The 20872-nt window shown below is 61.2% G+C and carries 13 protein-coding genes; 2 read left to right on the forward strand and 11 right to left on the reverse strand.

Annotation, left to right across the window (positions count from 1 at the left end):
* Nucleotides 1–138 precede the first annotated feature (138 nt).
* From AB5Z20_RS07630 to AB5Z20_RS07655, 6 genes are all read right to left on the reverse strand, one after another.
* On the reverse strand, nt 139–1344 hold the full coding sequence (locus AB5Z20_RS07630) for a DUF362 domain-containing protein (RefSeq protein ID WP_368156841.1): 1206 nt from the start codon (nt 1342–1344) through the stop codon (nt 139–141).
* A gap of 251 nt (nt 1345–1595) precedes the next feature.
* Nucleotides 1596–4262, reverse strand: coding sequence for an ABC transporter permease (locus AB5Z20_RS07635; RefSeq protein WP_368156842.1), 2667 nt, complete (start codon nt 4260–4262; stop codon nt 1596–1598).
* Between the two features lie 8 nt (nt 4263–4270).
* Nucleotides 4271–4984 carry an ABC transporter ATP-binding protein gene (locus AB5Z20_RS07640; RefSeq protein WP_368156843.1) on the reverse strand — a complete coding sequence of 238 codons (714 nt, stop codon included), beginning with the start codon at nt 4982–4984 and terminating at the stop codon, nt 4271–4273.
* A gap of 128 nt (nt 4985–5112) precedes the next feature.
* Nucleotides 5113–6318, reverse strand: coding sequence for an ABC transporter permease (locus AB5Z20_RS07645; RefSeq protein WP_368156844.1), 1206 nt, complete (start codon nt 6316–6318; stop codon nt 5113–5115).
* Nucleotides 6305–7492, reverse strand: a complete 1188-nt coding sequence (locus tag AB5Z20_RS07650) for an ABC transporter permease (protein WP_368156845.1) — start codon at nt 7490–7492, stop codon at nt 6305–6307. The genes AB5Z20_RS07645 and AB5Z20_RS07650 overlap by 14 nt, the downstream gene beginning before the upstream one ends.
* Before the next feature lie 9 nt (nt 7493–7501).
* Nucleotides 7502–8440: an ABC transporter ATP-binding protein gene (locus AB5Z20_RS07655; protein WP_368156846.1), complete on the reverse strand. Its 939-nt coding sequence runs from the start codon at nt 8438–8440 to the stop codon at nt 7502–7504.
* Nucleotides 8441–8650: 210 nt separating this feature from the next.
* Between AB5Z20_RS07655 and AB5Z20_RS07660 the strand changes: the two genes are divergently transcribed.
* The gene (locus AB5Z20_RS07660) at nt 8651–9796 is read left to right on the forward strand and encodes a sensor histidine kinase (RefSeq protein WP_368156847.1); all 1146 of its coding nucleotides are present in this window, start codon (nt 8651–8653) and stop codon (nt 9794–9796) included.
* A complete protein-coding gene (locus AB5Z20_RS07665; RefSeq protein ID WP_368156848.1) occupies nt 9793–10422 on the forward strand; it encodes a response regulator in 630 nt (209 codons plus the stop codon). The genes AB5Z20_RS07660 and AB5Z20_RS07665 overlap by 4 nt, the downstream gene beginning before the upstream one ends.
* A gap of 600 nt (nt 10423–11022) precedes the next feature.
* On the opposite strand, the gene AB5Z20_RS07670 is transcribed toward AB5Z20_RS07665, so the two are convergent.
* The 5 genes from AB5Z20_RS07670 to AB5Z20_RS07690 all read right to left on the reverse strand — a co-directional run bounded on the left by AB5Z20_RS07670 (nt 11023) and on the right by AB5Z20_RS07690 (nt 20866).
* A complete protein-coding gene (locus AB5Z20_RS07670) occupies nt 11023–17376 on the reverse strand; it encodes a Spy0128 family protein (protein WP_368156849.1) in 6354 nt (2117 codons plus the stop codon).
* Between the two features lie 728 nt (nt 17377–18104).
* Nucleotides 18105–18446, reverse strand: coding sequence for a 4Fe-4S dicluster domain-containing protein (locus AB5Z20_RS07675; protein ID WP_117848367.1), 342 nt, complete (start codon nt 18444–18446; stop codon nt 18105–18107).
* Between the two features lie 7 nt (nt 18447–18453).
* Entirely contained in the window at nt 18454–19542 is a 1089-nt protein-coding gene (locus AB5Z20_RS07680) for a hydrogenase large subunit (protein ID WP_368156850.1), read from the reverse strand.
* A 5-nt stretch (nt 19543–19547) separates the two neighbouring features.
* The gene (locus AB5Z20_RS07685; RefSeq protein ID WP_368156851.1) at nt 19548–20249 is read right to left on the reverse strand and encodes an NADH-quinone oxidoreductase subunit C; all 702 of its coding nucleotides are present in this window, start codon (nt 20247–20249) and stop codon (nt 19548–19550) included.
* Nucleotides 20249–20866 carry an NADH-quinone oxidoreductase subunit B family protein gene (locus AB5Z20_RS07690; RefSeq protein ID WP_368156852.1) on the reverse strand — a complete coding sequence of 206 codons (618 nt, stop codon included), beginning with the start codon at nt 20864–20866 and terminating at the stop codon, nt 20249–20251. Before AB5Z20_RS07690 ends, AB5Z20_RS07685 begins: the two co-directional genes overlap by 1 nt.
* Between the last annotated feature and the right edge of the window lie 6 nt (nt 20867–20872).

The raw sequence follows: 20872 nt of genomic DNA on the forward strand, positions 1-20872 counted from the left end.
TGCCAAAAAATGTCGTGTGCTCGGCGATCTCGAAATTTGCCGCATACTTCCGAAAAGCCGCCCGTGGGCGCTGTGCTCACGGGCGGCTTTTGCTAACGTTGCGCTACAAAAGCGCTTATTTTGTCCAATAGCTAGGCGCTATTTGACCTCGATGAGCTCGTACTTTCTCGTGCCCAGGCCGATCTTCTCGGCGTGCGCGATGCAGGTGCGCCAGTCGGTGTCGGGATGCGTGATGCAGAAGGGGTCCTTGGCCTGATCGCCCTCCAGATGCTCGTGGTTGTGCTCCATCTTGGCCGCGCTATCGGTGAGCTCGGTGTTGGGCAGCAGCTCGGATGCCATGACGGCGTCGGCGCAGGCCTGGTCGATGGCGACCGGGTCGAAGCTCGCGAACATGCCGATATCGTTGACGATGGGCGTGTCGTTTTCGGGATGGCAGTCGCAGTTGGGGCTAATGTCCATGGCGAGCGAAATGTGGAAGCTCGGGCGGCCGTCGACGACGGCCTTGGTGTACTCGGCGATCTTACAGTTGAGCACGTCGGCCGCGGCGTCATAGCCGGGCTTGATGGCGTCCTGGTTGCACACGCCGATGCAGCGGCCGCAACCCACGCAGCGATCGTGGTCGATGGCGGCCACGTGGACCGTGCGGGTGTTACCGTTGGCAAGCTCGCGCTCGCGGGTGTCGTCAAACGAGATAGCGTTGTGCGCACAGACCTTTTCGCAGGCACGGCAGCCAACACAGTGCTCGGTCGCGACGTTCGGCTTGCCGGCGGCATGCTGCTCCATCTTGCCGGCACGGCTGCCGCCTCCCATGCCCAGGTTCTTCATGGCGCCGCCAAAGCCGGCCTGCTCATGGCCCTTAAAGTGGGTGAGGCTGATCACGATATCGGCGTCCATGAGAGCCTGACCGATCTTGGCCTCGCGCACGTACTCGCCGCCCTCGACCGGGACGAGTGCCTCGTCGGTGCCCTTGAGGCCGTCGGCGATGATGATCTGGCAGCCCGTGGCATACGGGGTAAAACCGTTCTGGTAGGCGGTATCGATGTGCTCGAGCGCGTTTTTGCGGCTACCCACATAGAGCGTATTGCAGTCGGTGAGGAAGGGCTTGCCTCCCAGCTCCTTCACGACATCCGCGACGGCGCGAGCGTAGTTGGGGCGCAAAAAGCTCAGATTGCCCAGCTCGCCAAAGTGAATCTTGATGGCGACGAACTTGTTCTCAAAGTCGATCTGCTCGATACCGGCGTGACGGATGAGGCGCTTGAGCTTGTCGAGCTGGCTCTCGCGAGCATGCGTGCGCAGGTTGGTAAAGTACACCTTTGCCGGTGCTGCGGGTGCGGTTGCGGTCATAGATCTATCCCCTCGGTCTATATGGCGTTACAGACATAAGAGGATGGTACCCGTTGAAGCAGGGTTAATGTCAAGCACGGCGCCCAGTCATTGGGTAGTCATTGGGGACAGACTTAAATGACTGAAACCACTCATTGGGGACAGACTTAAATGAGTGCCGCCAGGGACAGTCCTTGCCGGCCCGGCCAGCGAGCCGGCGAATCGGCAAAGACCGTCCCCGATGACTAGTCGTTTAAGAACGTCCCCGATGACTACTCTTGGACTTTGAGGGCTTCGGCCAGGCTGACGCGCTTGATAGAACGCGTGTGTAGCAGCGCCACGACCAGGTAGGTCGCAAAGCCAATGCCCACGCACGCCGTCATGGACCAAGCGGGCACGTAGATCTCGATATTGCCGTTGTAGGCGAGCAGCATCGAGCGGAAGATGGCCGTAAGCGAGCCAATAATGACCGGCAGGCTCAGCACAAGCGACGCCACCACGCACAGCGTGATCGAGCGGATGTACAGATGCGAGATCTCGCTATCGCGATAGCCAAAGACTTTCATGTAGCTGATCGAACGGGCGCTGTGGTCGATCACAGCCTTGGTCAACAGGTACATAAACAGCAGGAAAATAAACACCGCGAGCCCAACCATCATGCCGATCATTTTGCTCATCATGCCGATAAACTGGTCGCCCACGGCGCGCATGTCGTCGGGCGTGGTGTCGCCGGCAAAGTAACGAGCATCGAGATCGAGCTTCTCGTCGCTCACATAGCCGTTAAAGTAGGCGGCGTCGTTGTCGAACAGCTCGTTAAAGTCGTCGATACTCATATAGATATTCATGTCCGACTTGGAGCCCCAGGCACAGTCCTTGCCCGCGTACTCAAGGGAATAACGCTCGCCCTCGTACTTGTCGCCGAGCATGACCTTCTGACCCTCGCTCCAGCCAAACTTATCGAGCAGACCGCCGCCAAAGACGATGCGCCCATCGCCGACGTTGAGGTCTTTCCAATAGCGCGAATCGGATGAAATGCCGTAGACGGAAATCGTCTCCTCGCCATTACCATCGCCGCGGTCGTATTGCAGCTGGTAAACGGCGTATTTCTCGGCCTGTGCGATTGCGCCCGCGCCGTTGTCGGTCGTATTGACCGGGTGAATATCGTCGTTGTCAGTGTCAATCTTGGAGGCTTTGTCGATCAGGTCGATAGCCTCATCACGGTTGCAGCCGAGGGCATCGGCAAGATCATCGAGGCGCGCATAAAGCGCATCCTTCTTGTCCTGGACCTTGGCAAGCGCATCCTGCGCCGCAGTCAGGCTCTCGGCAGACGGAGATGCGGTCGCGGCATCGGCTGCCGTCTGCGCCGCATCGGCCGCGTCGTCAAGCTCGTCATCGGCATCCTGGGCAGCGGTTAGCAGCGCGCCGTCAACCGACTGCAAGCGCTCGAGTGCCGACCACTGCTCGCGCTCCTCGGCGGTGCCCTCGAGCTCCAGCGGCGCCTTGAGCGTGTACTGGTGCTCGGCGACCAGGCTCGTCTTCAGGTTGTCCGCGTAGTGCGTCATCGTGGGCAGAATCGCCAGGCCAAAAAGCATCAGCAGCGACGCAAATGCAATGCCCACGAAGAGCGTGGCGAAGTTGCCCAGGTTGCGCAGGAAGATACGCAGGCGGAATCGCGAGACAAAACCCATGCGCTCCGGCAGCTGCAGGCCGCGCTTGGTACCCGATTTGACGCTCGCCTCGTGACGAAGGAATTGCAACGGCGTCTTGCCCATTTTGCGAAGCAGGCCCACCAGCGTGATGAGGATGAGCGCGGCGGCGGGAACCACGGCGCACTTCACAAAGATCTCCCAGCTCCAGTACACCTGGAAGGGCGGCAGGCTGTACGAACCGTAATAGAGGCTGCGCATGGGCTCGGTAAAGAACACAACGCCGAGTGCAGTGCCCAAAAGCGCCGCGACCACGCCCACGATGGCGGGAAGCGCGAGGTAGTGCAGCACGATCTCGCGTCGACGATAGCCGCTGGCGAGCAGCGTGCCGATGATGGCGCTCTCCTCCTCGATGGTGGCGTCGGTAAGGACCACAAAGACAAACGCCATGATCACGATGATGATGTCGAGCAGCGTCATCAACATCATGGAGTCGCCGTCTACGTCGTCGCGTGCGTAGCCAATGCCCTGGTTGGAATCGGCGTCGATCAGATCGTCCACGCGTGCATCGGCATCGGTCAGCGCCTCGACCATATCCTGCTCGGCGTCGATGCGGTCTGCAGCGGAGAGATCGCGATCGGCAAAGGTGAAGGAGTAGGTGTAGGCGGGTGCGCCACCGGCATCCTCGAGCGCGGCAAAGCCGGCATCGGTGACCTCGGCCACGCCGTACGTGATGGTGTTCACCGTAAAGTCCGAATTGTTGAGGAACAGCGCCTGGCTATCGGGCTGGGTCATGATGCCGCAGATGGTGTAGGTGCGGCCCTCAAGCTCAACCTTATCGCCCACGGCGAGATCGTTGTTGGTGGCGAAGACGCGGTCGATGGCCACCTCGTCGTCCGTCTTGGGCTCCTTGCCCTCACAGTAGGACGCGATATCGACCTTGGTGCGGTGCGCATAGGTGCGCAGCGTGCGCTTGGTGCCATCGTCGCCGGCGGTCTTTTTGATGATAGCGTCGATGGAGAAATTCTTGTAGAGCGTGACGCCGCCGACGTCGCCGGCTGCATCCTCGGCGGCCTTGAGTTGATCGTCGGTAGCCTCGAAGGAAGTGGTCACGCGGCCGTCCTCAATCGTGTACGCATCGCGCATGTCGTCGATAAGGCAGCCAATGGAATGCGCCGCGAGCAAAAAGCCCGATGTAAGGGCGATGCTTCCGCACATAAGCAAAAAAATGCCCAGGTACTTGCCGATATTGCGGCGCAGCTCGCGCGGGAGACGTTTTGCGAGAGGTGTCATGGCGCCGCCTACCAATCGAGCTCGGCGGCCGCGACGGGCGACTCGTTGAGTTCATCCTCGACAATGCGACCGTCGCGCAGGCGCAGCACGCGGTTAGCCATGCGGGCGATGGCGGCGTTGTGCGTGACGATGATGATGGTGCAGCCGTAGGTGCGGTTGACATCCTCCATGAGCTGCAAGATTTCCTTGGACGTCTTGTAGTCAAGCGCGCCCGTGGGCTCGTCGCACAGCAGCAGGCCCGGGTTTTTGACAAGCGCGCGGCCGATGGCGCAGCGCTGCTGTTGGCCGCCAGAGACCTGGCGCGGGAACTTGTTGCGGTGCTCGTAGAGGCCCAGTGAACGCAGCAGGTCGTCGATATTGAGCGGGTTTTTGGACAGGTGTGCCGTGACCTCGATGTTTTCCTTGATGGTGAGGTCGGGCACCAGGTTATAGAACTGGAACACAAAGCCCAGCTCGCGACGGCGATACTCACCCAGGTCGCCGGCGTTGAGCGTGATGAGGTCGCAGCCGTCCACCAGAATAGAGCCGGCATCGGCATCCTCCAGGCCGCCGATCAGGTTAAGAAACGTCGATTTGCCCGAACCCGAAGGCCCCAGCATGACGCAGATCTCTCCGCGGTTGATGGACGTGTCGATGCCGTCGAGCACCGTCAGGCGTGCATCTCCATCGCCGTAGTGCTTTTTGAGATCCTTAACCTGGACGTAGGCTTCCTGCGTTGCCATGGTATCCCCCATTGTTAGCCTCGTACTACTTTATGAGCGTTATAGTAAACCTTGGCGAACTATTTTTGAGCGAGGCCTGGGATTTATTTCAGACTAGTCATTGGGGACGCTCTTAAATGACTAGGTGGCTAGACGCGGGATTTGGCGCGTGCGAGGGCCAGGCCTGCGGCGGCGATGGCCACGGCAAAGAGTGCCGTGACACCCAGGTCGCAGGCGATGTCGCCCAGCACGGTGGACGTCAGGTCCGCGGCGAGTGCCTTGCTGATCGCGTCGTTCACCCAATATGTCGGCACAAAATGCGCCACCGTCTGCACGGCCGGGCCCATCAGCGACAGGGGCATCCAGGCGCCGCCCAAAAACGTCATGAGCATGCCAAGCAGGTTGCCCACGCCGTTGAGCAGCTCCTCGCGTGCGCCCAAGCTCGAAAGGGCAAAGCCAACGGCCAGCGGCGTGCACGCCAGCGCAAACGTCGCCGCCAGCGCCAGGCACACACGGCCCACGCCGACCTCGGCAACCGCGCCGGCAAAGCCCACGACGCCCATCATGCTCGACACAAACCAGATGCAGACGGTGAGCACGGCAGCGGCCGCAAACACGGCGAGCGAACGCTGGCGCTCGGAGACCGGGCCGGCCTCCATGCGGCGCACGCGCTCGGGCTCGTTCATGCCCGAGAACACCAATCCCACCGACACGATGACCGACGAGATAATCGCGTACGCGCCAAAGTTGAAATACGACTCGAGCGTGGCGGCGGCTGTCGAGTCAACCTTGACCTGCTCGATCTCGACCTTGGCGCGCTTCGCGGCCGCATGCTCGGCAGCCTTGGCGACGCTACCGTTAGAGGCGGCGGGCTCAAGTGCGGCCGCAGCGCCCGCGAGCGAGATCCAGCGCGAGGCCTCGGCAGACGAAAGCGCTGCCGCCATGGTGCCGGCGCCGTAGGTCACATCGAGCTTGGGCAGGGACTCCCCCGCGCGGGCGGCTGCAACGAGGTCGCCCTCAAACCCCTCCGGGATAAAGAACACGCAATCGGCGCTGCCCTTGGCGCTGTTGCTCTTGGCGAGCGCATCCGCAAGGTCGTACGTGTCGTCACCAACGCCCGTGACCAGCTCGAAGCGCGACCCCAGGTGCTTGGTAAGCGCCCGCGAAAGGTCGCTATTGTCGCGGTCGACCACGATCACGTTGGTGTCGTAGGGCTTGTACTCGGTAAGCTGCGACGAGTTCCAGCTCACCGAGGCCGCGATGAATACGCCCATGAGCGAGATGAACACCGTATAGATGAGCAGGTAGAACGGGTGCGCCAGCGCCATGCGAAGCGCGGTCTTAAAGGTGCTCATAGCGGCTCCTTCCAAAGATCAGCGTAGCGGCGGCGACAAACACCAGCGCCATAAGGACCAGCGCGCCGGCGCGAACGGCAAAGGGGCCCAGGTCCTCAAAGAAATACAGGCGGTTGAACATGTCGCAGATGAGCTTGACGGGGTTGAGCCAGCACTCGGCCGGGCAGGCGCGGGCAACGTCGTCGGCAAGTGCCATCGCCGGCTCGCCGTAGAGGCCGGCGAACAGGGCGCACGTGGTGGCAAAGCCCGTGAGGATGCCCGACTTGGACGCCTTGCCACCCTTAACAGGAAGCGTGCCCACAAAGAGCCCCAGGCCCGTGGCGGCAAGCGCGGATGCAGCACCGCCCAGCAGGCACAGCCCCTCGCGCCCGCCAAAGTCGACGCCAACGACTAGGCGCACGTAGCTAATCGCGACCGCCATCGAGGCAAAGGAAACCAGCCACGAGCCGACAAAGATACCGGCCAGCGACGCTGTCTTGGAAAGGCCGCCCACGCAGCGGCGCGCGCCAAGGCCCGACAGATTGGGCTGCAGGTCGACGACACTCAAGGCGGCAAACTCGGCAGACATCATCGCGACCAGGCCAAAGAGCGCGTAGTAGTAGATGACCGTGCCATCGGGCGTGGTGCGTGTCAGGCTTACGCGGCGGGTGCCACCCTTGAGCGACAGGGCGCGCGCAACCGCCTCCGGGTCGGCGAGCGCCGCCGGGTTGTCCTGGGCAATCTGGCGCATGAGCTCGGCATTTTGTGTATACGAGCTTGCCACCGTCTCAAGGATGCTGCGGTCAGTGAGCACCGACGACGCACGCGAGTTGTCATAGCTCGAAAGCAACGTGAGTTTGGGCGTGCCCGCGGCATCCACCGTGTAAATGCCCGCGACCTCGCCGGCCTTGAGTGCTTTGCGCGCGGCAGCCAAGTCTTCGTACTCGCTCACATCGAGCAGCTGGTCGTCGCCCTCCTTGGCAAGCAACGTCGCCACGTCCTTAAAGGACGAAGCATCCCAGGCCTCATCCGCTACGACGGCCACCGGCACCGGGTCGACCTTGCCGTCAGAGCTCAGGTTCGCAAACATAAACATGAACATCGTTGAAAGCGCAATGGGAAAGATCGCGCCCCAGACCCACGTGCTCGGCCGGCGCAGCAGCGTCTTGACCGTAATGATAATGGTGTTGAACATGGCCGCCCCCTAGTCGCGCAGCTCGCGGCCGGTGATCTCGAGGAACACGTCGTTGAGGGTCGGTGGCTCGCTCCACACGCGGCCGAGCGCAACGTCGGCGGCGCGCAATGTGTCGAGGATGTCGACCAGGTTGTGCGGACTCGCCTCGCAGGTGCAGACGAGTTCGCCGCCGGACAGATCGACGCTGAGCACGTGCTCGAGGGCGCGCAACCGCTCGACCGTGGCGGGCTCGACGGCGCCTACCTCGACGGTCACGCGCTCGCCCATCTGAATCATTCGCTTGAGCTCGTCGTTGGTACCCTGCGCCAGCACGCGCCCGCCGTCCATAATCATGATGCGGCTGCAGATCTGCTCGACTTCCTCCATGTAATGGCTGGTATACACCACCGTGGCGCCCTCGTCGCGCAGGCGGCAGATGCCCTCCAGGATGGCGTTGCGGCTCTGCGGGTCGACCGCCACCGTGGGCTCGTCAAAAAAGATAAGCTCGGGCTTGTGCGCGATACCGCAGGCAATGTTGAGGCGACGCGCCAGGCCACCCGAGAGCTTGCCGGGGCGGAACTTGGTAAAGTCGCCCAGCCCGACAAAGTCGATCGCCTCGTCCACCAGCGCGCGGCGGCGCTTGCGGTCGTTGACGTAGAGGCTGCAGAAATAGTCAATGTTCTCGCGCACCGTGAGCTCGTCGAACACCGCCACCTGCTGCGGCACCACGCCGATGCGGCGCTTGAGGTCGTAGCGGGCGGGTGTCATGGGCTCGCCGAACAGCTCGATGGTGCCCTTGTCGTAAGCGAGCAGCTGCAAAATGCAGTTGATGGACGTGGTCTTGCCCGAGCCGTTGGGTCCGAGCAGGCCAAAGATCTCGCCGGGGGCGATGCTCAGGTTAAAGTGGTCGAGCGCGATAAGATCGTCGTAGCGCTTGACGAGGTTTTCGACGTGGACGATGTCTGTCATGAGGCGGCCCTTCTGTTGATTGCGGCCCGGTACGATTGCATCATCGCAGGAGCCGCCGGCGCGCGCCAGTGAGCTTTGTCACGAGTGCGAGGGGGCGGAGGCGAAACCCCCGCTCGCGCGAGCGATCGTCCCCGCTTTGCCGCGCGGGAGGAATGTCACAGTTGCGCAGGCAGCCCCTCCACCACGCGCGGCTTCGCGTACAATACCCGTATGAACAGGCTTTTCGACAAATCGATCGTGCTGGCGTGCTGTATTGCGGCCGCCACGGGCCTTGCTGTGGACGCTTGCCTGGTCGCGGCGTTTTGCCTTGGAGTTATCGCCACCTCGCTGGCCGAGGTCGCACAGGGAGAACGCACGCGCCGTGTAAGCGAGGCCGCGAGTTACGCTTACATCATCGCGGCCGTCTTCGTGCCGCCGTTTGTGCCGTTTGCGCCTCTCGCCCTTTATGACATCGCGCGGCGCGTGCGCCGCGAACACGCCTGGGTCGCGCTGGGCATTGGTTCCGTCTTTGCCTTTGCGCTCGTCGCGGACCTTCGCACCGACGCGCTCACCTCCCGAACGCTCCTGCTGACCGCCATCCTTTCGGTTGCCGCCACCTTGCTATCGCTACGTACCGCCCAGTTGGAGCGCGAGCAGCGGCACATGCGCCGCACCCGCGACGAGCTGCAGGAACGAGCCCTCGCGCTCGAAGCGCGCAACCGCGATCTTGCCGACCGCCAGGACTACGAAGTCGAGCTCGCGACGCTCGCCGAACGCGCCCGCATCGCGCGCGAAATCCACGATAACGTGGGCCACCAGCTCACGCGCGCCTCACTGCAGGCCGAAGCCCTGCGCGTGGTTCACGCCGACGAGCCCGGCGTCGCCGCCGATTTCGCCGACGTCAAACGCACGGTTGACGAGGCGCTCCAGCTTGTGCGCACCAGCGTCCACGCGCTCAACGACAACGCCGTCGACCTTTCCATGCAGCTCGAACGCATTGTTGAAGGCGCGCGCTCGGACAGCGGCCCGCAGATTGAGCTTGAGGTTATGACCGAGCATGCACCCGCAAACGTCGCGAACTGCTTTGCGGCGGTCCTGCGCGAGGCGCTCTCCAACACCATGCGCCACGCTTGCGCCCAGACCGTCACCGTACGATGCATGGAGCATCCGTCGTTTTACCAGCTCATCGTTACCGACGATGGCGTGGGCGGGGTCCAAGCAATCGGCCGTGGCGCCGCGGAGGGCATGGGGCTCGCCTCCATGCGCGAGCGCATCGAGGCGCTTGGCGGCACCTTCACCGCCGGTCCGCGCGCCGGCGTCGGCGGCTGGCGCGTGTTTGCCACCGTTCCCAAACAGCAAGGAGATGAGGACCGATGAGGCTCATCGTTGTCGACGACGACCGCTTGGTGGTCGATTCGCTCAAGATTATCCTGGGCGCCCAGCCGCAGATCGAGGTGGTGGGCACCGGCGCCAACGGCAACGATGCGTTGGCGCTCTACGCCGAGCACGCACCCGATATCGCACTGCTCGACATTCAGATGCCGGAGCGCGACGGCCTTTCGTCGGCACGCGAGATCCTCGAGCGCGACCCTGCGGCGCGCGTGGTGTTTCTGACGACATTCTCGGATGACGAGTACATTGTGTCGGCGCTCAAACTGGGTGCCCGCGGCTACCTGATCAAGACCGATGTCGCCGCCATTCCTCCGGCATTGACGCAAGTCATGGACGGCAAACGCGTACTCGAGGGCAAGGCGATCGAGGACATCGATTTTGACGGAACGGGCGTTGAGGCGGGCACACTCCGCCGACCCGCGGCCTTTGCCAGCCTGACCGACCGCGAGTTCGAAGTCGCCGAGCTTATCGCCCGCGGCCTCGACAACAAGGAGATTGCCGCCACCGCCTATATGGGCGAAGGCACCGTACGCAACCACATCAGCTCGATCCTTGCCAAAATGGGTCTACGCAACCGCACGCAGATCGCCATCGCCTACCTGCGCGGGTAATTACCTAGCGGCAGACCACCCCGGCATAGCAAAATGGCTGCTACCGATTTAATGCCATTTCAAAACTATGCCGGATTACGGGGCTAAAGCCAGAACCCCCATCCATACCCGCGTTTTCTGCAAAATGACGGCTCGTCTACCTGCGGTTTTATTTTCACGAATATCGGTATGGTTGGGGACTCGTGACTCAGCCCCGTAATCCGGCATAGTTTTGTTCGGGCGGCCCCGTACGAGTGCCTCTGCCAGCCTCGCGGGACCAAAATGATCCGTTTTCCTACGTCCCCAAGGGATCAGCCGGAACCGCTCGCCACGAAATGGGCCCATCTACTACGTTTGACTCGATACCCCTGAACATACCTTCGTTTTGAACAAAACCGCAGGCGTTCTACCTGCGGTTTTGTTTTCGCGTTTTTTGGCATGGTTAGGGGTAAGGGGCTAAACGTAGTAGATGGGCCGATTTCGTGGCACCCCCGGCGCACAAAAGCGCCGCCACGGAGGAGGGAGATACCTCCGTGGCGGCTGGGGGTTGGGGGTGGGGGCTGTGTTCTGGCTCCCCGCCAGCCGCCCGGGGCCTTTTGGCCCCGGGCGCTACCAGCGTGCCTAGCGCTTACGGATACCCCAGACCAGAGCTCCGACGCCGGCCATGGCGATAACGAATGCCATGAGCAGTGCGGCGGCCTGCTGGTCACCCGTGGTGGGCAGGAAACCCTTGACCGTCTTGACGATGTTCGTCACGGTCTTGGGCGTGCCGGGATCGGGCGTCGGCACGGGCGTCTCGGGCTTCTTGTACGTGTTGTTGAACACGATACCCTCGACGCTCTTGTCGCCCTTGGTAAAGGCGACATTCGCCTTGAGGTTGCCCTCGCCGTCATCGGCCACGTTGACGGTCGCGGTAAAGACGGACTTGTCGTAGGTCATACCGGCCTCGTCGCCCTTGACCTCGCTGATGGTGTAGACGTACGTACCGGGCTCGTCGTACTCGAACTTGTCGAAGTTGATCTTGCCGTCGGCATCGTTGGTGACAGTGGACTCGATGTCCTCGCCAACGAGCTTAAAGCTAAACTCGTCCTTCTTGAGCTCGCGTCCCTCGAGCACCTTGATGGCACCGATGGAGACCTGCGTGGGCATGGCATGATACTTGTTGGTAAAGCCAGCCGACTCAGTAGTTCCCTCGATCTTGTGCGTCGCGGTCAGCGTGCCGTCGCCGTTGTCGGAGACGGTGGTCACGACGGTGTAGGTCGTGCCGTCATAGGTGACGCCCTTGTACAGGCCGAGCGCGTTGGGGCAAGCCTCGCGCAGCATGTACGTGTGCGCGCCAGGTGCCTCGTAGCGGATCGGGCTCAGCGCGACGGTGCCATTGGCGTCGTTGGTGCCGGTCGCGACAACCACGCCGTCCTCGAGCAGCTCAAACGTGAACTCGCCTGCTGCAAGGTCGCGTCCGGTCAGACGCTTGACCGTCTTGACCTGATCAGTCACGGAAGAATCGATAGGCGTCACGCTGTAGGTGTTGGTGAACGTGAAGGCAGCACCGTCGTCGCCTTCGCGCACGACCTTCAGATGTCCGGCACCGTCGTCAGTCACGGTGTAGGAAACCTTGCGCGTGGCGCTGGCATCGTTGGTCACGCCAGGGGCGCTACCGGATTCGGTCACCGTGTAGGTAAAGGTGTGCGAGCGCGGAGCGGTGGGAGCTGCGGGCTCGGACTCGTCGTTGGCGTCGGACTCGTCGCCATCGACCTCGGCGTCGTTCTCATTGGCGGCGTTCTCATCGGCGTCAACTTCGGCCTTGTCAGCGTTGGCCTCAGCGTCGCTCGGCACGTCGTCAGAAGCGTCGGTCGTCACGCCCAGGGCGCGGTTGAGGTCCTCGAGCGTAAAGTGGATCTTGCCAAAGTCCACGTTGCCGACCTCGTCGTTGGTTGCGGTCGCGCGCTCGGGCATCGGGGCGCCCGCTTCGTCGGCAGTCACGGTAAAGGTGAACTTGCCCGTGATGTCGGCCGGGGTCAGGCCCTCGGCAGCCTGGAGCTTCTTGGTGCCGGCGAGCGCAGCGTCAACGGCATCGGCGCCGTAGACGTTCTCGAACAAGGGCTCGACGCCACCGTAGTCGACCGTTGCCGTCAGGATGCCGTCGCCGTTGTCGACGACGATGACCTTAAAGCCAAAGTACCACGTTGTAGCGGAAACGCCATTCGGCAGCCCGTTTATAGCTTCGTAGGCAATGTAGTTAATGGTCCAAGCGAGCTTACCGTCCTTGTCAGTGCGATGGGCAAGCCCTGCCGCCTCAAGATTAGCAAGCATCTTGGTGTCGTAGTGCAGCGCATCAAAGCTCACATGCCCGCCGATATTGGGCTTGAGGTTTTCGTAACCCACAAGCTCACCCTGATAGGCAATGCCGAACCAGAACTCGCCGTCAACCATCGGGCGACCGGTCAGGGTCTTGGCGGCAACGACCTGAGCAGCGGTGCCACCAGGCGTGTTAGTCGTCGCACTATAGCTATTGACGAACGGGACCACGGCGCTCTCGACCGCAGCCGCGCCGGTCTTGTACTCGGTCACCAGCGTGCCCTCGGGACCGCCGGAGACGGTCGTCGTGGCGGTGAGCGTGCTGGCGCCGTCATCGGCAATGGCGATCGTCACGGTGCGCTCGGCGTCATCGTAGGTGTAACCGGGCTTGCCGTCATTCTTCTCAGACACGGTGTACGCAAAGGTCTTGCCGGCGTCAGCCTGCGTAAACTTGACCTCATGGCCCGCCAGAATGTCAATCAGACCGACCGTTGCCTCTGCCGTCGCAGGGGACTTGAAGTTGTTGGCGCCGGGCAGCAGGCCGAGCGCCTTGGCCGAAGCCTCGTCGGCGGGCGTCACGGTAAAGGTGAACAGGCCCTCGGTCATGGGACGTCCGGAGAGGCTCTTGCTGAGCTTGAGGCCGCCGGCCGCGGCATAGTCGAGCTCGGAGCGGTACGTGTTGGTGAAGCGGCCGTTTTCCTTCTTGGTGACGCTGGCGAGCAGCTTGCCCTCGCCGTCCTCAGTCACGATTACTTCAGCGGTCGCAACATGCCCGTCATACGTCATGCCGGCCGCGTTGCCCGCGTTCTCGCGGATCTCGTACTTGTAGGTTCCGGCAGCCGTGTAGCGAATCTTGCCGAACTTGATGGCGGCGATGCCGTCCTCCGCGTCCTTCTTGCTCACGGTTACGGTTGCGGGATCGGGCAGCGGGGTGCCCTCGGGGGCGGTGATGGTAAAGCCGAACTCGTCCGCATCCGTCCAGTCGCGGCCGTCGATAGCCTTGCTCAAGTCAAAGTCGAGCTCTGCGTCGAGCGGGGTCACACTGTAGGTGTTCTTGAACTCGGCAGGCTCGTCGCCCTTCAGGACATGCTTCGCCTCGAGCGTGCCGTCGCCCTTGTCGGTGATGGTGGTCTCGATGGTGTACTTGGCGTCACTGTAGGTGATGCCCTTGCTGGTGATTCCACCGTTGACCTCGCGCAGCGTGTAGGCGTGCTTGCCAGCCTCGGCGTACTTCACGGCGCCCATCGTGATCTTGCCGTCGGCAGCGTTGGTGCCGGTGGCGACGACATCGTTACCCTCGACGAGCTCGAAGGAGAACTCGCCCTCCTTGAGGTCGCGGCCAGTCAGGACCTTGGTCGCCTTGATCTCGTCGGTGACGTGCGTCTCAACAGGCGTCACGTTATAGGTGTTGGTGAACGTAAAGGCTGCGTTGCCATCCGACTTGCTGGACACCCTCAGATTACCCTCGCCGTCATCAGTCACGGTGAAGGAAACCGTACGCGAAGGCTCGACGTCGTTGGTCACGCCAGCGACCTCGCCGGACTCTGTCACGGTGTAGGTAAAGGTGTGCTCGCGCTTCTCGGGCTTCTTGCCCAGAGCCTTGTTGAGATCGTCGAGCGTAAAGGTGATCTTGCCAAAGTCGACCTTGCCCTTGGCATCATTGGTCACGCTCGCGTTCGCGGGCATGGGTGCGCCCTCTTCACCGGTCACGGTAAAGGTGAACTTACCGGTAATGTCAGCCGGGGTCAGGCCATTGGGAACCAGCAGATTCTTCTTGCCCACAAGCGATGCCTCGACAGGCGCGGCAGTGTAGGTGTTCACAAACTCGTTGCCGGCATCGCCGTAGACAGCCGTCGCCGTCAGGGTACCATCGCCGTTGTCGACAACGGTTACACATGCGTCAATTGCCGACACGGTGGCGCTCACGCCCGCAGGCAGCTTGCCGATCTGCTCGGCAGCAGTGTAGCGAATGGTCCACGTGGGCTTGTCTGAGCTGTCGTCAAACGACGCCTTGTCTTCCTCGACAAGCTTGACAAGCGACTTGGTCGTGTACGTCAGCGGACCGAACTCAACCTTGCCACTCTTGTTGGTTGCGTTCAGCAGGACCTCGTCGTGCCCCGCGTAGCTCAACGTAAACTTGAATTCACCGTCGGCCATCAGGCGCCCCGTGAGCGTCTTGGTAGCCTCAAGAGTCAGCGGGGTTTCCGTCTTGGCGCTATAGGTGTTCGTGAACTTAGTCTCACCCGAGGTCTTTTCAACGTCGGCCTTAAGCTCGCCCTTGGCGTTAACCGTCACAGTCACCTTGAACGTGGCAACGTTCTTGCTGTAGGTAATGCCACCGGCGTCGCCCTTGACCTCGCGGACCTCATAGGTGTACTCGCCCGGCTTGTTGTAGGTGATCTCGCCGAAGTTAATGGCAGCCTTGCCCTCTTCGCTCAAATCGTCATTGGTCACGGTCACGGTCGCGGACGCGGGCATCGGAGCATCGTTCTCGGACGTCGCGGAGAGTTCAAACTTAAACTCGTCCGCATCCGTCCACTCGCGACCCTCGAGCACCTTGGTCAGGCCAAAGCCGGCCTTGGTATCCACCGTTGTCGGCGTCACGTTAAAGCTGATCTTACCGTTGTTGCCCAGGTGAACGTCAACCTCTGTGGCGTTCGGCTTGGCAGACATGTTGTTCCACTTGGGGTTGAGCACATCGGTCGCGGTGCCGGTGGGGTTACCGCCCACGCGCTCCTTGGTGGTGTGCAGCTCGTCAATAAAGGCAAGACGTGCGGTTCCCTTGCTAAACGACAGGTTTCCGCTCGCATCGGACACGACAGCGCCCTTAAAGCCCGCGGCGCGTCCGCCGGTAAACTCGATAACAGCAGTGCGGGATTCGGCCTTACCGTCTGCGCCCTTTGCCTCAAACTCGTCCTTGTAGTAATAGATGCCGTCGGCAGCCAGCGAATCCTTCGCAGGCTGCGTGCAATCCTCGTCCACATAAATGGGAGTCTGCTTCTGGAAATAGTAATAGCGGTTGGTGTCGGCAGGCTCAAAGTTTGCGATCGTATCGCCCAGCGCGCCAGCGTTCCACTTGTTCGCGTAGAAGTTCACGGTCTTGGAACCGTTCTCCGCGGTGATCGTATTGCTCTCGATGTAGCCCTTGAGCCCCGCTACCTTCTCGGGCGTAAACAGGTTGTCGAGCGCGTCTCTCTTAACGCTCGAGGTGTAGTTCACCCGGATGGGCTCAGTATCGTCGACCGTAAGAACACCATCGGTGATCTTAAAGTGGCGCAGCGGAATCAGCGACGCAGGAATCTTAACCGTTACGATATCGCCGGTCCGGGGCTTGCTCTTTTCGGCATGCTGAACGGTAATGACCAGGTTTGCAGCCGCGCCAGTAAATTTGTAGGTGTCGACATTGCCCTCGTTCTTTATTGCCGGTTTGGCAAACGTTTCGCCGTTGTACACGACAGACGTAAAGTTGTCGACCCGCATAAAGTCGCCCAGCTCGTCAGTAAACGTAATGTAGCCAGACTTATGCTCGCCATATCCACTGTGAGTTTTGGTTGGGTAGCCAGCCTGGATAATGCTTCCGGAGATATCTTTGAAGATTTCCTCGAGCTCGGCGGCGCTGGTTGCCGACTTGTAGTAATTGGCGTTTTCTGCGCGCGCACCAAAGTTGATGGTCCATTCGCCCCAGAAAGAAATGCTGGATGAGGCGGCAGGATAGTTGCTCGACACGGCATGCATGAACTTATTCTCTTTGCTTGTGCCATCAGCCGTGAGGTCGGCACTGGGATTTGCACCGTCAAAGATGCCGATCGTATAAATGTCGGCACCTTTATTCTTGAGACTCTTGGCACTATTAATGGCGCTATTGGCAACACTTGCTTGGAATCCACTAGAACTCGTAGGTGAACCATCAGTGAAGAAGACGACGATCTTCTTGGCGTCGGCGCGACCAAACGAAAATTGCTCATCAGCCAGCTCCAAGCCATAGTCGGCGCGCGTGGAACCGTCAGGACTGATAGAGTTGACCGTGCTCTTTAGGCTCTCCGCACCTTTGTCCTTGCAGGGCGTCAGATTCTTCATGGTCTGCGAGTAGTTGTAGGTGTCCCCCCAACTATCGCGATATTTTTTGTTGCCAACCTCAGTAGTCTTATCGCCTGCAAACTTAACGATGGCAACCTGATGTTGTTTGGATTCATCTGTGATGCTTTGGTTTTGCGTGGCGATGGTGTCAATAAAGCGATTGGCGGCCGTCTTCAGCGCATCGATGCGCTTTGTACGGTCGCCCTTAACCATGGGATCACTCATCGAGCCAGAAGCGTCCAGCACCAGCACGATGTCGAGCGGCTTGCCGGAAACCGTCGTATCGGATGTCGAAGAGATGGCTGACAGCGTGGTCAGGAAATCCGACTCTTCGTTTGCCGCGGTTTCCTTGACCGTCTTGTCGGTCCAGATTCGGCCGACGTTTTGAGTTGTTACTTCCTTGCCGTCATAGCCGCCGGCCCAGAACTTCCAGTAGTTGCCGGTATCGGGGTCGACGACCGTTTTTCCGGTCATGGCCGGTCCGTCCATTCCTGTGCTGGACCTGGCGTTGGCCTCGGGCAGCATGGCAAATGCTGTAGCCGGCAACACAAGCACTACGGCAAGTATCACCGCCAAGAGACCCCTCGTGTACTTACTCATCGCGTCTCCCTTCTCGCGGTCTCAGACCTTGCATCAGCCTAAAGTTACGGAATGAGACACAATTAGGGCAGGTGACACATGTTCCAGATTCGGTTTTGGGCGTGAGACAAATGTCTCACCAAAGTTGAGACACGGCGTTTTCGCAGGAAAACAGGTGCGACTCGGAGCCATCAGGCAAAAATGATCCGTTTTCCTCCGTCCCCGGGGAATCAATTGGTGGTGCTCACCACGAAACTGGCCCATCTACTACGTTTGACTCGATACCCCCGACCATAACCGCTTTTCATGAAAAACCGCAGGTGTTCTACCTGCGGTTTCATTTCGCATTGCTTGCCGTGGTTGAGGGTAGCGGCTTAAACGTAGTAGATGGGCCCATTTCGTGGCAGACGGGTCACGCGGCAGCCCTCGCAAGGCCAAAATAGTCCGTTTTCCTCCGTCCACGGGAGTTAAAGGGCTGTTACGAATATGGTACTATCTCAAAACTATGCCGGATTACGGGGCTAAAGTCGGAACCCTCATCCATACCTTCATTTTTTCAAAAACGGCAGGCTATCTACCTGCGGTTTTGTTTTTGCGATTTTCTGTATGGTCGGAGGTTCGCTATCCAGCCCCGTAATCCGGCATGGTTTTGTTCGTGGCGGTACAACCGCGCGTTTAAGCGCGGGGCCGGCGGGGCAATTTTGCCCCACCGGCCCCTATTCCAGCTCTATTCCAGCTCTATACCAGCGCTATTCCGGTTTGGTTTCTACCGTGGGAGTCTTGTTCGCCGCAACTGGAGTGCGAGCGGTGTCCATGCTCAGACAGTGCTTGGGGCAGCTTTCGATGCACTCGCCGCACACTACGCAGGCGTACGGGTCAATCGACCAGGTACCGCCTTTGCGATCGACCGCGAGCGCGCCCGCCGGGCAACGCCGCGCGCACATGCCGCAGCAAATGCACACGTCCATGTCGTTAACGATGTGCCCGCGCAGTCGCTCGGGCGCCGCGAGCTTCTCCTGCGGATAGCACACCGTGACCGGCCGCTTGACCATAGAACCCAAGGCCGTCTTGGCAAATGTCAGCAAACTCATGCCACGCCTACCTTTCCGTGCAGCTAATGCAGGGGTCGATGGTCAGGATAATCATGGGCACGTTGGCAAGGAGCACGCCCTGCAGCGCATGCGTCAGACCCGCCAGGTTCTGCGACGTCGGCGTACGCACGCGAAAACGGTCCAGGTTCTTGGTGCCGTTACCGCGCACATAGTAATACGCCTCGCCGCGCGGCTGCTCAATCACAACCTCGCCACGTGCGCCGTCGGCCGGCGTGAGCTTGGTGCGCCCGCCGATGCCGTCGTGCGGAATCTTGCCCACAAGCTCCTTGATGATGTCCATGGCCTGCGTGACCTCGGCGCAACGCACCTGGCAGCGGGCATAGCAGTCGCCATCGGTGGCAACAATCGGCTCAAACGCGGCCAGATCCGCATAGGCACCGTCGCCAAACATGCGCACGTCGTAGTCCACACCCGAGGCGCGACCGAACGGGCCGACCATCGAAAGCTCCAGCGCATCCTTCTTGCTGATCACGCCCACGCCATGCAAGCGCTCGCCGCAGCTGTCGTCGTCCAAAAACGTATGCACCAGGGCTTCGTAGTCGGGGCGCATGGAGTCGAGCGTCTGGACAATACCCGCCAGCTCGGAGTCCTCGATGTCGTGCTTAAGGCCGCCGATCTCGTTAATCGAAAGGATCACGCGGCCGCCGCAGGTGCTCTCAAAAATCTTGAGAATCTGCTCGCGCAGGGTCCACGAGCGATAGAACAGCGCCTCGAAGCCAAAGGCATCGGCGAGCAGGCCCAGCCACAGCAGGTGTGAGTGAATGCGCGAAAGCTCGTGCAAAATGGTGCGGATATACTGCACGCGGCCGGGCACCTCGATGTCGAGCATGCGCTCGCAGGCGCTGGCATAGCCGCAGCTATGGCCCACGGCGCAGATGCCGCAGATGCGCTCGGCGATGTACCCAAACTGATGCATATCGCGCTTTTCGGTGAGCTTCTCGAGTCCGCGGTGCACAAAGCCGATCTGCGGAATTGCCTCGATGACGCGGTCGTCCTCGATCACCAGGTCCAGATGAAGCGGCTCGGGCAGCACCGGGTGCTGCGGGCCAAACGGAATAACGGAGCGATGTGCCATGGACCTTACGCCTCCTTTTTCTGCTTGTCGCGGGCGGCCTTGGCGGCAAGCGCCGCGCGGACCTTGGCCGCTTTCTCGGGATCCATGGCGGCGAGCTTTGCTTCCAGCTCGGCGGCTTTGAGCGCGGCCTTGGCGGCAGCTTCATCGTGCTGAGCATCGGAGCCGGCAGCCGCAGCGGGCTGAGCGACAGTAGCACCCGCAGCACCCTCCCCCGCAGCGGCCGCGGCAGCGGCGGCCTTCTCGGCCGCAGCCTTGCGCGCCTTGGCCTCGGCAGCGGCACGGACCTTCATGGCCTTCTCGCGCGCAGCCTTCACCTCGGGCGTGATAACGCTCATGGGTTCGGCAGTCGAGACCTGGTAGAAAAAGCCCTTAAAGTCGAGCTGCATGTCGGTGATGGCAAGTCCAAATAGGTCGTGGGCCTCATTTTCAAACGGGAACACCGCGGGGTAATACGAGCTGATGGACGGAATCTCCTGGCACTGGTCGATGCCCTCAACCACCAGGTTCTCAATCGCATAGCTGCCGTCCTGAGCGATCCGCTCCTGAGCAGCACGAACGTTGATAAACGTATAGACCAGGCGATACGATCCGTCGTCCACACAGCGCTCGGCGTGCATTTGCACAAAGCGCGCGCCGACGCCCTTGAGCGCCTGGACATGCGACAGGAGCTCGTCGATCCCGACGGTGGTATAGATTGCCTTTTGCATTACTCGGCCTCCTTTGCAGCGACGGGCGTCTCAGCAGGTGCGTCGCCAGCGGCGGGCGCGGCGGGCTTCTCGGCAGGCGCGTCACCGGCACCGTCAGCCCCGGCCCCCGCAGCCACAAACCCGTCCTCGCCCAGCTCAACGCCACCGTCCCAGGTTGCGGCACCGCCCACGGTGAGCGGGTCACCGCCAGCACGCATCACGGCCTCCTTCTGGTCCAGGATGCCGCACGCCTCCACAATGGCATCGATTACGGTCTCGGGGCGAATGGCGCACCCGGGCGCGTACACGTCCACGGGAATCGCGCGGTCCACGCCGCCGATCACGTTATAGGCATCGCGGAATACGCCGCCCGAACACGCGCAAATTCCGCACGCCACCACGCACTTGGGCTCGAGCATCTGGTTGTAGATCTGGCGCACGACGGGCAGGTTCTGCGCGTTGACCGAACCCGTCACCAAAAAGATATCCGCATGCTTGGGGTTGCCGGTATTGACCACGCCAAAGCGCTCCGCATCGAACAGCGGCGTGAGCGAGGCCAGCACCTCAATATCGCATCCGTTGCAGCTCGAGCCGTCGTAATGAATAACCCACGGCGAGCGCGACATTTTATGATCCATGGATGC

The sequence above is a fragment of the Collinsella aerofaciens genome, assembly GCF_040910245.1.
GTDB lineage: Bacteria > Actinomycetota > Coriobacteriia > Coriobacteriales > Coriobacteriaceae > Collinsella.

Excerpts from the sequence above, each read along its gene's own strand:
- AB5Z20_RS07670 (WP_368156849.1), bottom strand. The coding sequence starts at position 17,376 with ATGAGTAAGTACACGAGGGGTCTCTTGGCGGTGATACTTGCCGTAGTG.
- AB5Z20_RS07660 (WP_368156847.1), top strand. The coding sequence starts at position 8,651 with ATGAACAGGCTTTTCGACAAATCGATCGTGCTGGCGTGCTGTATTGCG.
- AB5Z20_RS07690 (WP_368156852.1), bottom strand. The coding sequence starts at position 20,866 with ATGGATCATAAAATGTCGCGCTCGCCGTGGGTTATTCATTACGACGGC.
- AB5Z20_RS07630 (WP_368156841.1), bottom strand. The coding sequence starts at position 1,344 with ATGACCGCAACCGCACCCGCAGCACCGGCAAAGGTGTACTTTACCAAC.
- AB5Z20_RS07635 (WP_368156842.1), bottom strand. The coding sequence starts at position 4,262 with ATGACACCTCTCGCAAAACGTCTCCCGCGCGAGCTGCGCCGCAATATC.
- AB5Z20_RS07665 (WP_368156848.1), top strand. The coding sequence starts at position 9,793 with ATGAGGCTCATCGTTGTCGACGACGACCGCTTGGTGGTCGATTCGCTC.
- AB5Z20_RS07675 (WP_117848367.1), bottom strand. The coding sequence starts at position 18,446 with ATGAGTTTGCTGACATTTGCCAAGACGGCCTTGGGTTCTATGGTCAAG.
- AB5Z20_RS07640 (WP_368156843.1), bottom strand. The coding sequence starts at position 4,984 with ATGGCAACGCAGGAAGCCTACGTCCAGGTTAAGGATCTCAAAAAGCAC.
- AB5Z20_RS07655 (WP_368156846.1), bottom strand. The coding sequence starts at position 8,440 with ATGACAGACATCGTCCACGTCGAAAACCTCGTCAAGCGCTACGACGAT.
- AB5Z20_RS07650 (WP_368156845.1), bottom strand. The coding sequence starts at position 7,492 with ATGTTCAACACCATTATCATTACGGTCAAGACGCTGCTGCGCCGGCCG.
- AB5Z20_RS07645 (WP_368156844.1), bottom strand. The coding sequence starts at position 6,318 with ATGAGCACCTTTAAGACCGCGCTTCGCATGGCGCTGGCGCACCCGTTC.
- AB5Z20_RS07685 (WP_368156851.1), bottom strand. The coding sequence starts at position 20,249 with ATGCAAAAGGCAATCTATACCACCGTCGGGATCGACGAGCTCCTGTCG.
- AB5Z20_RS07680 (WP_368156850.1), bottom strand. The coding sequence starts at position 19,542 with ATGGCACATCGCTCCGTTATTCCGTTTGGCCCGCAGCACCCGGTGCTG.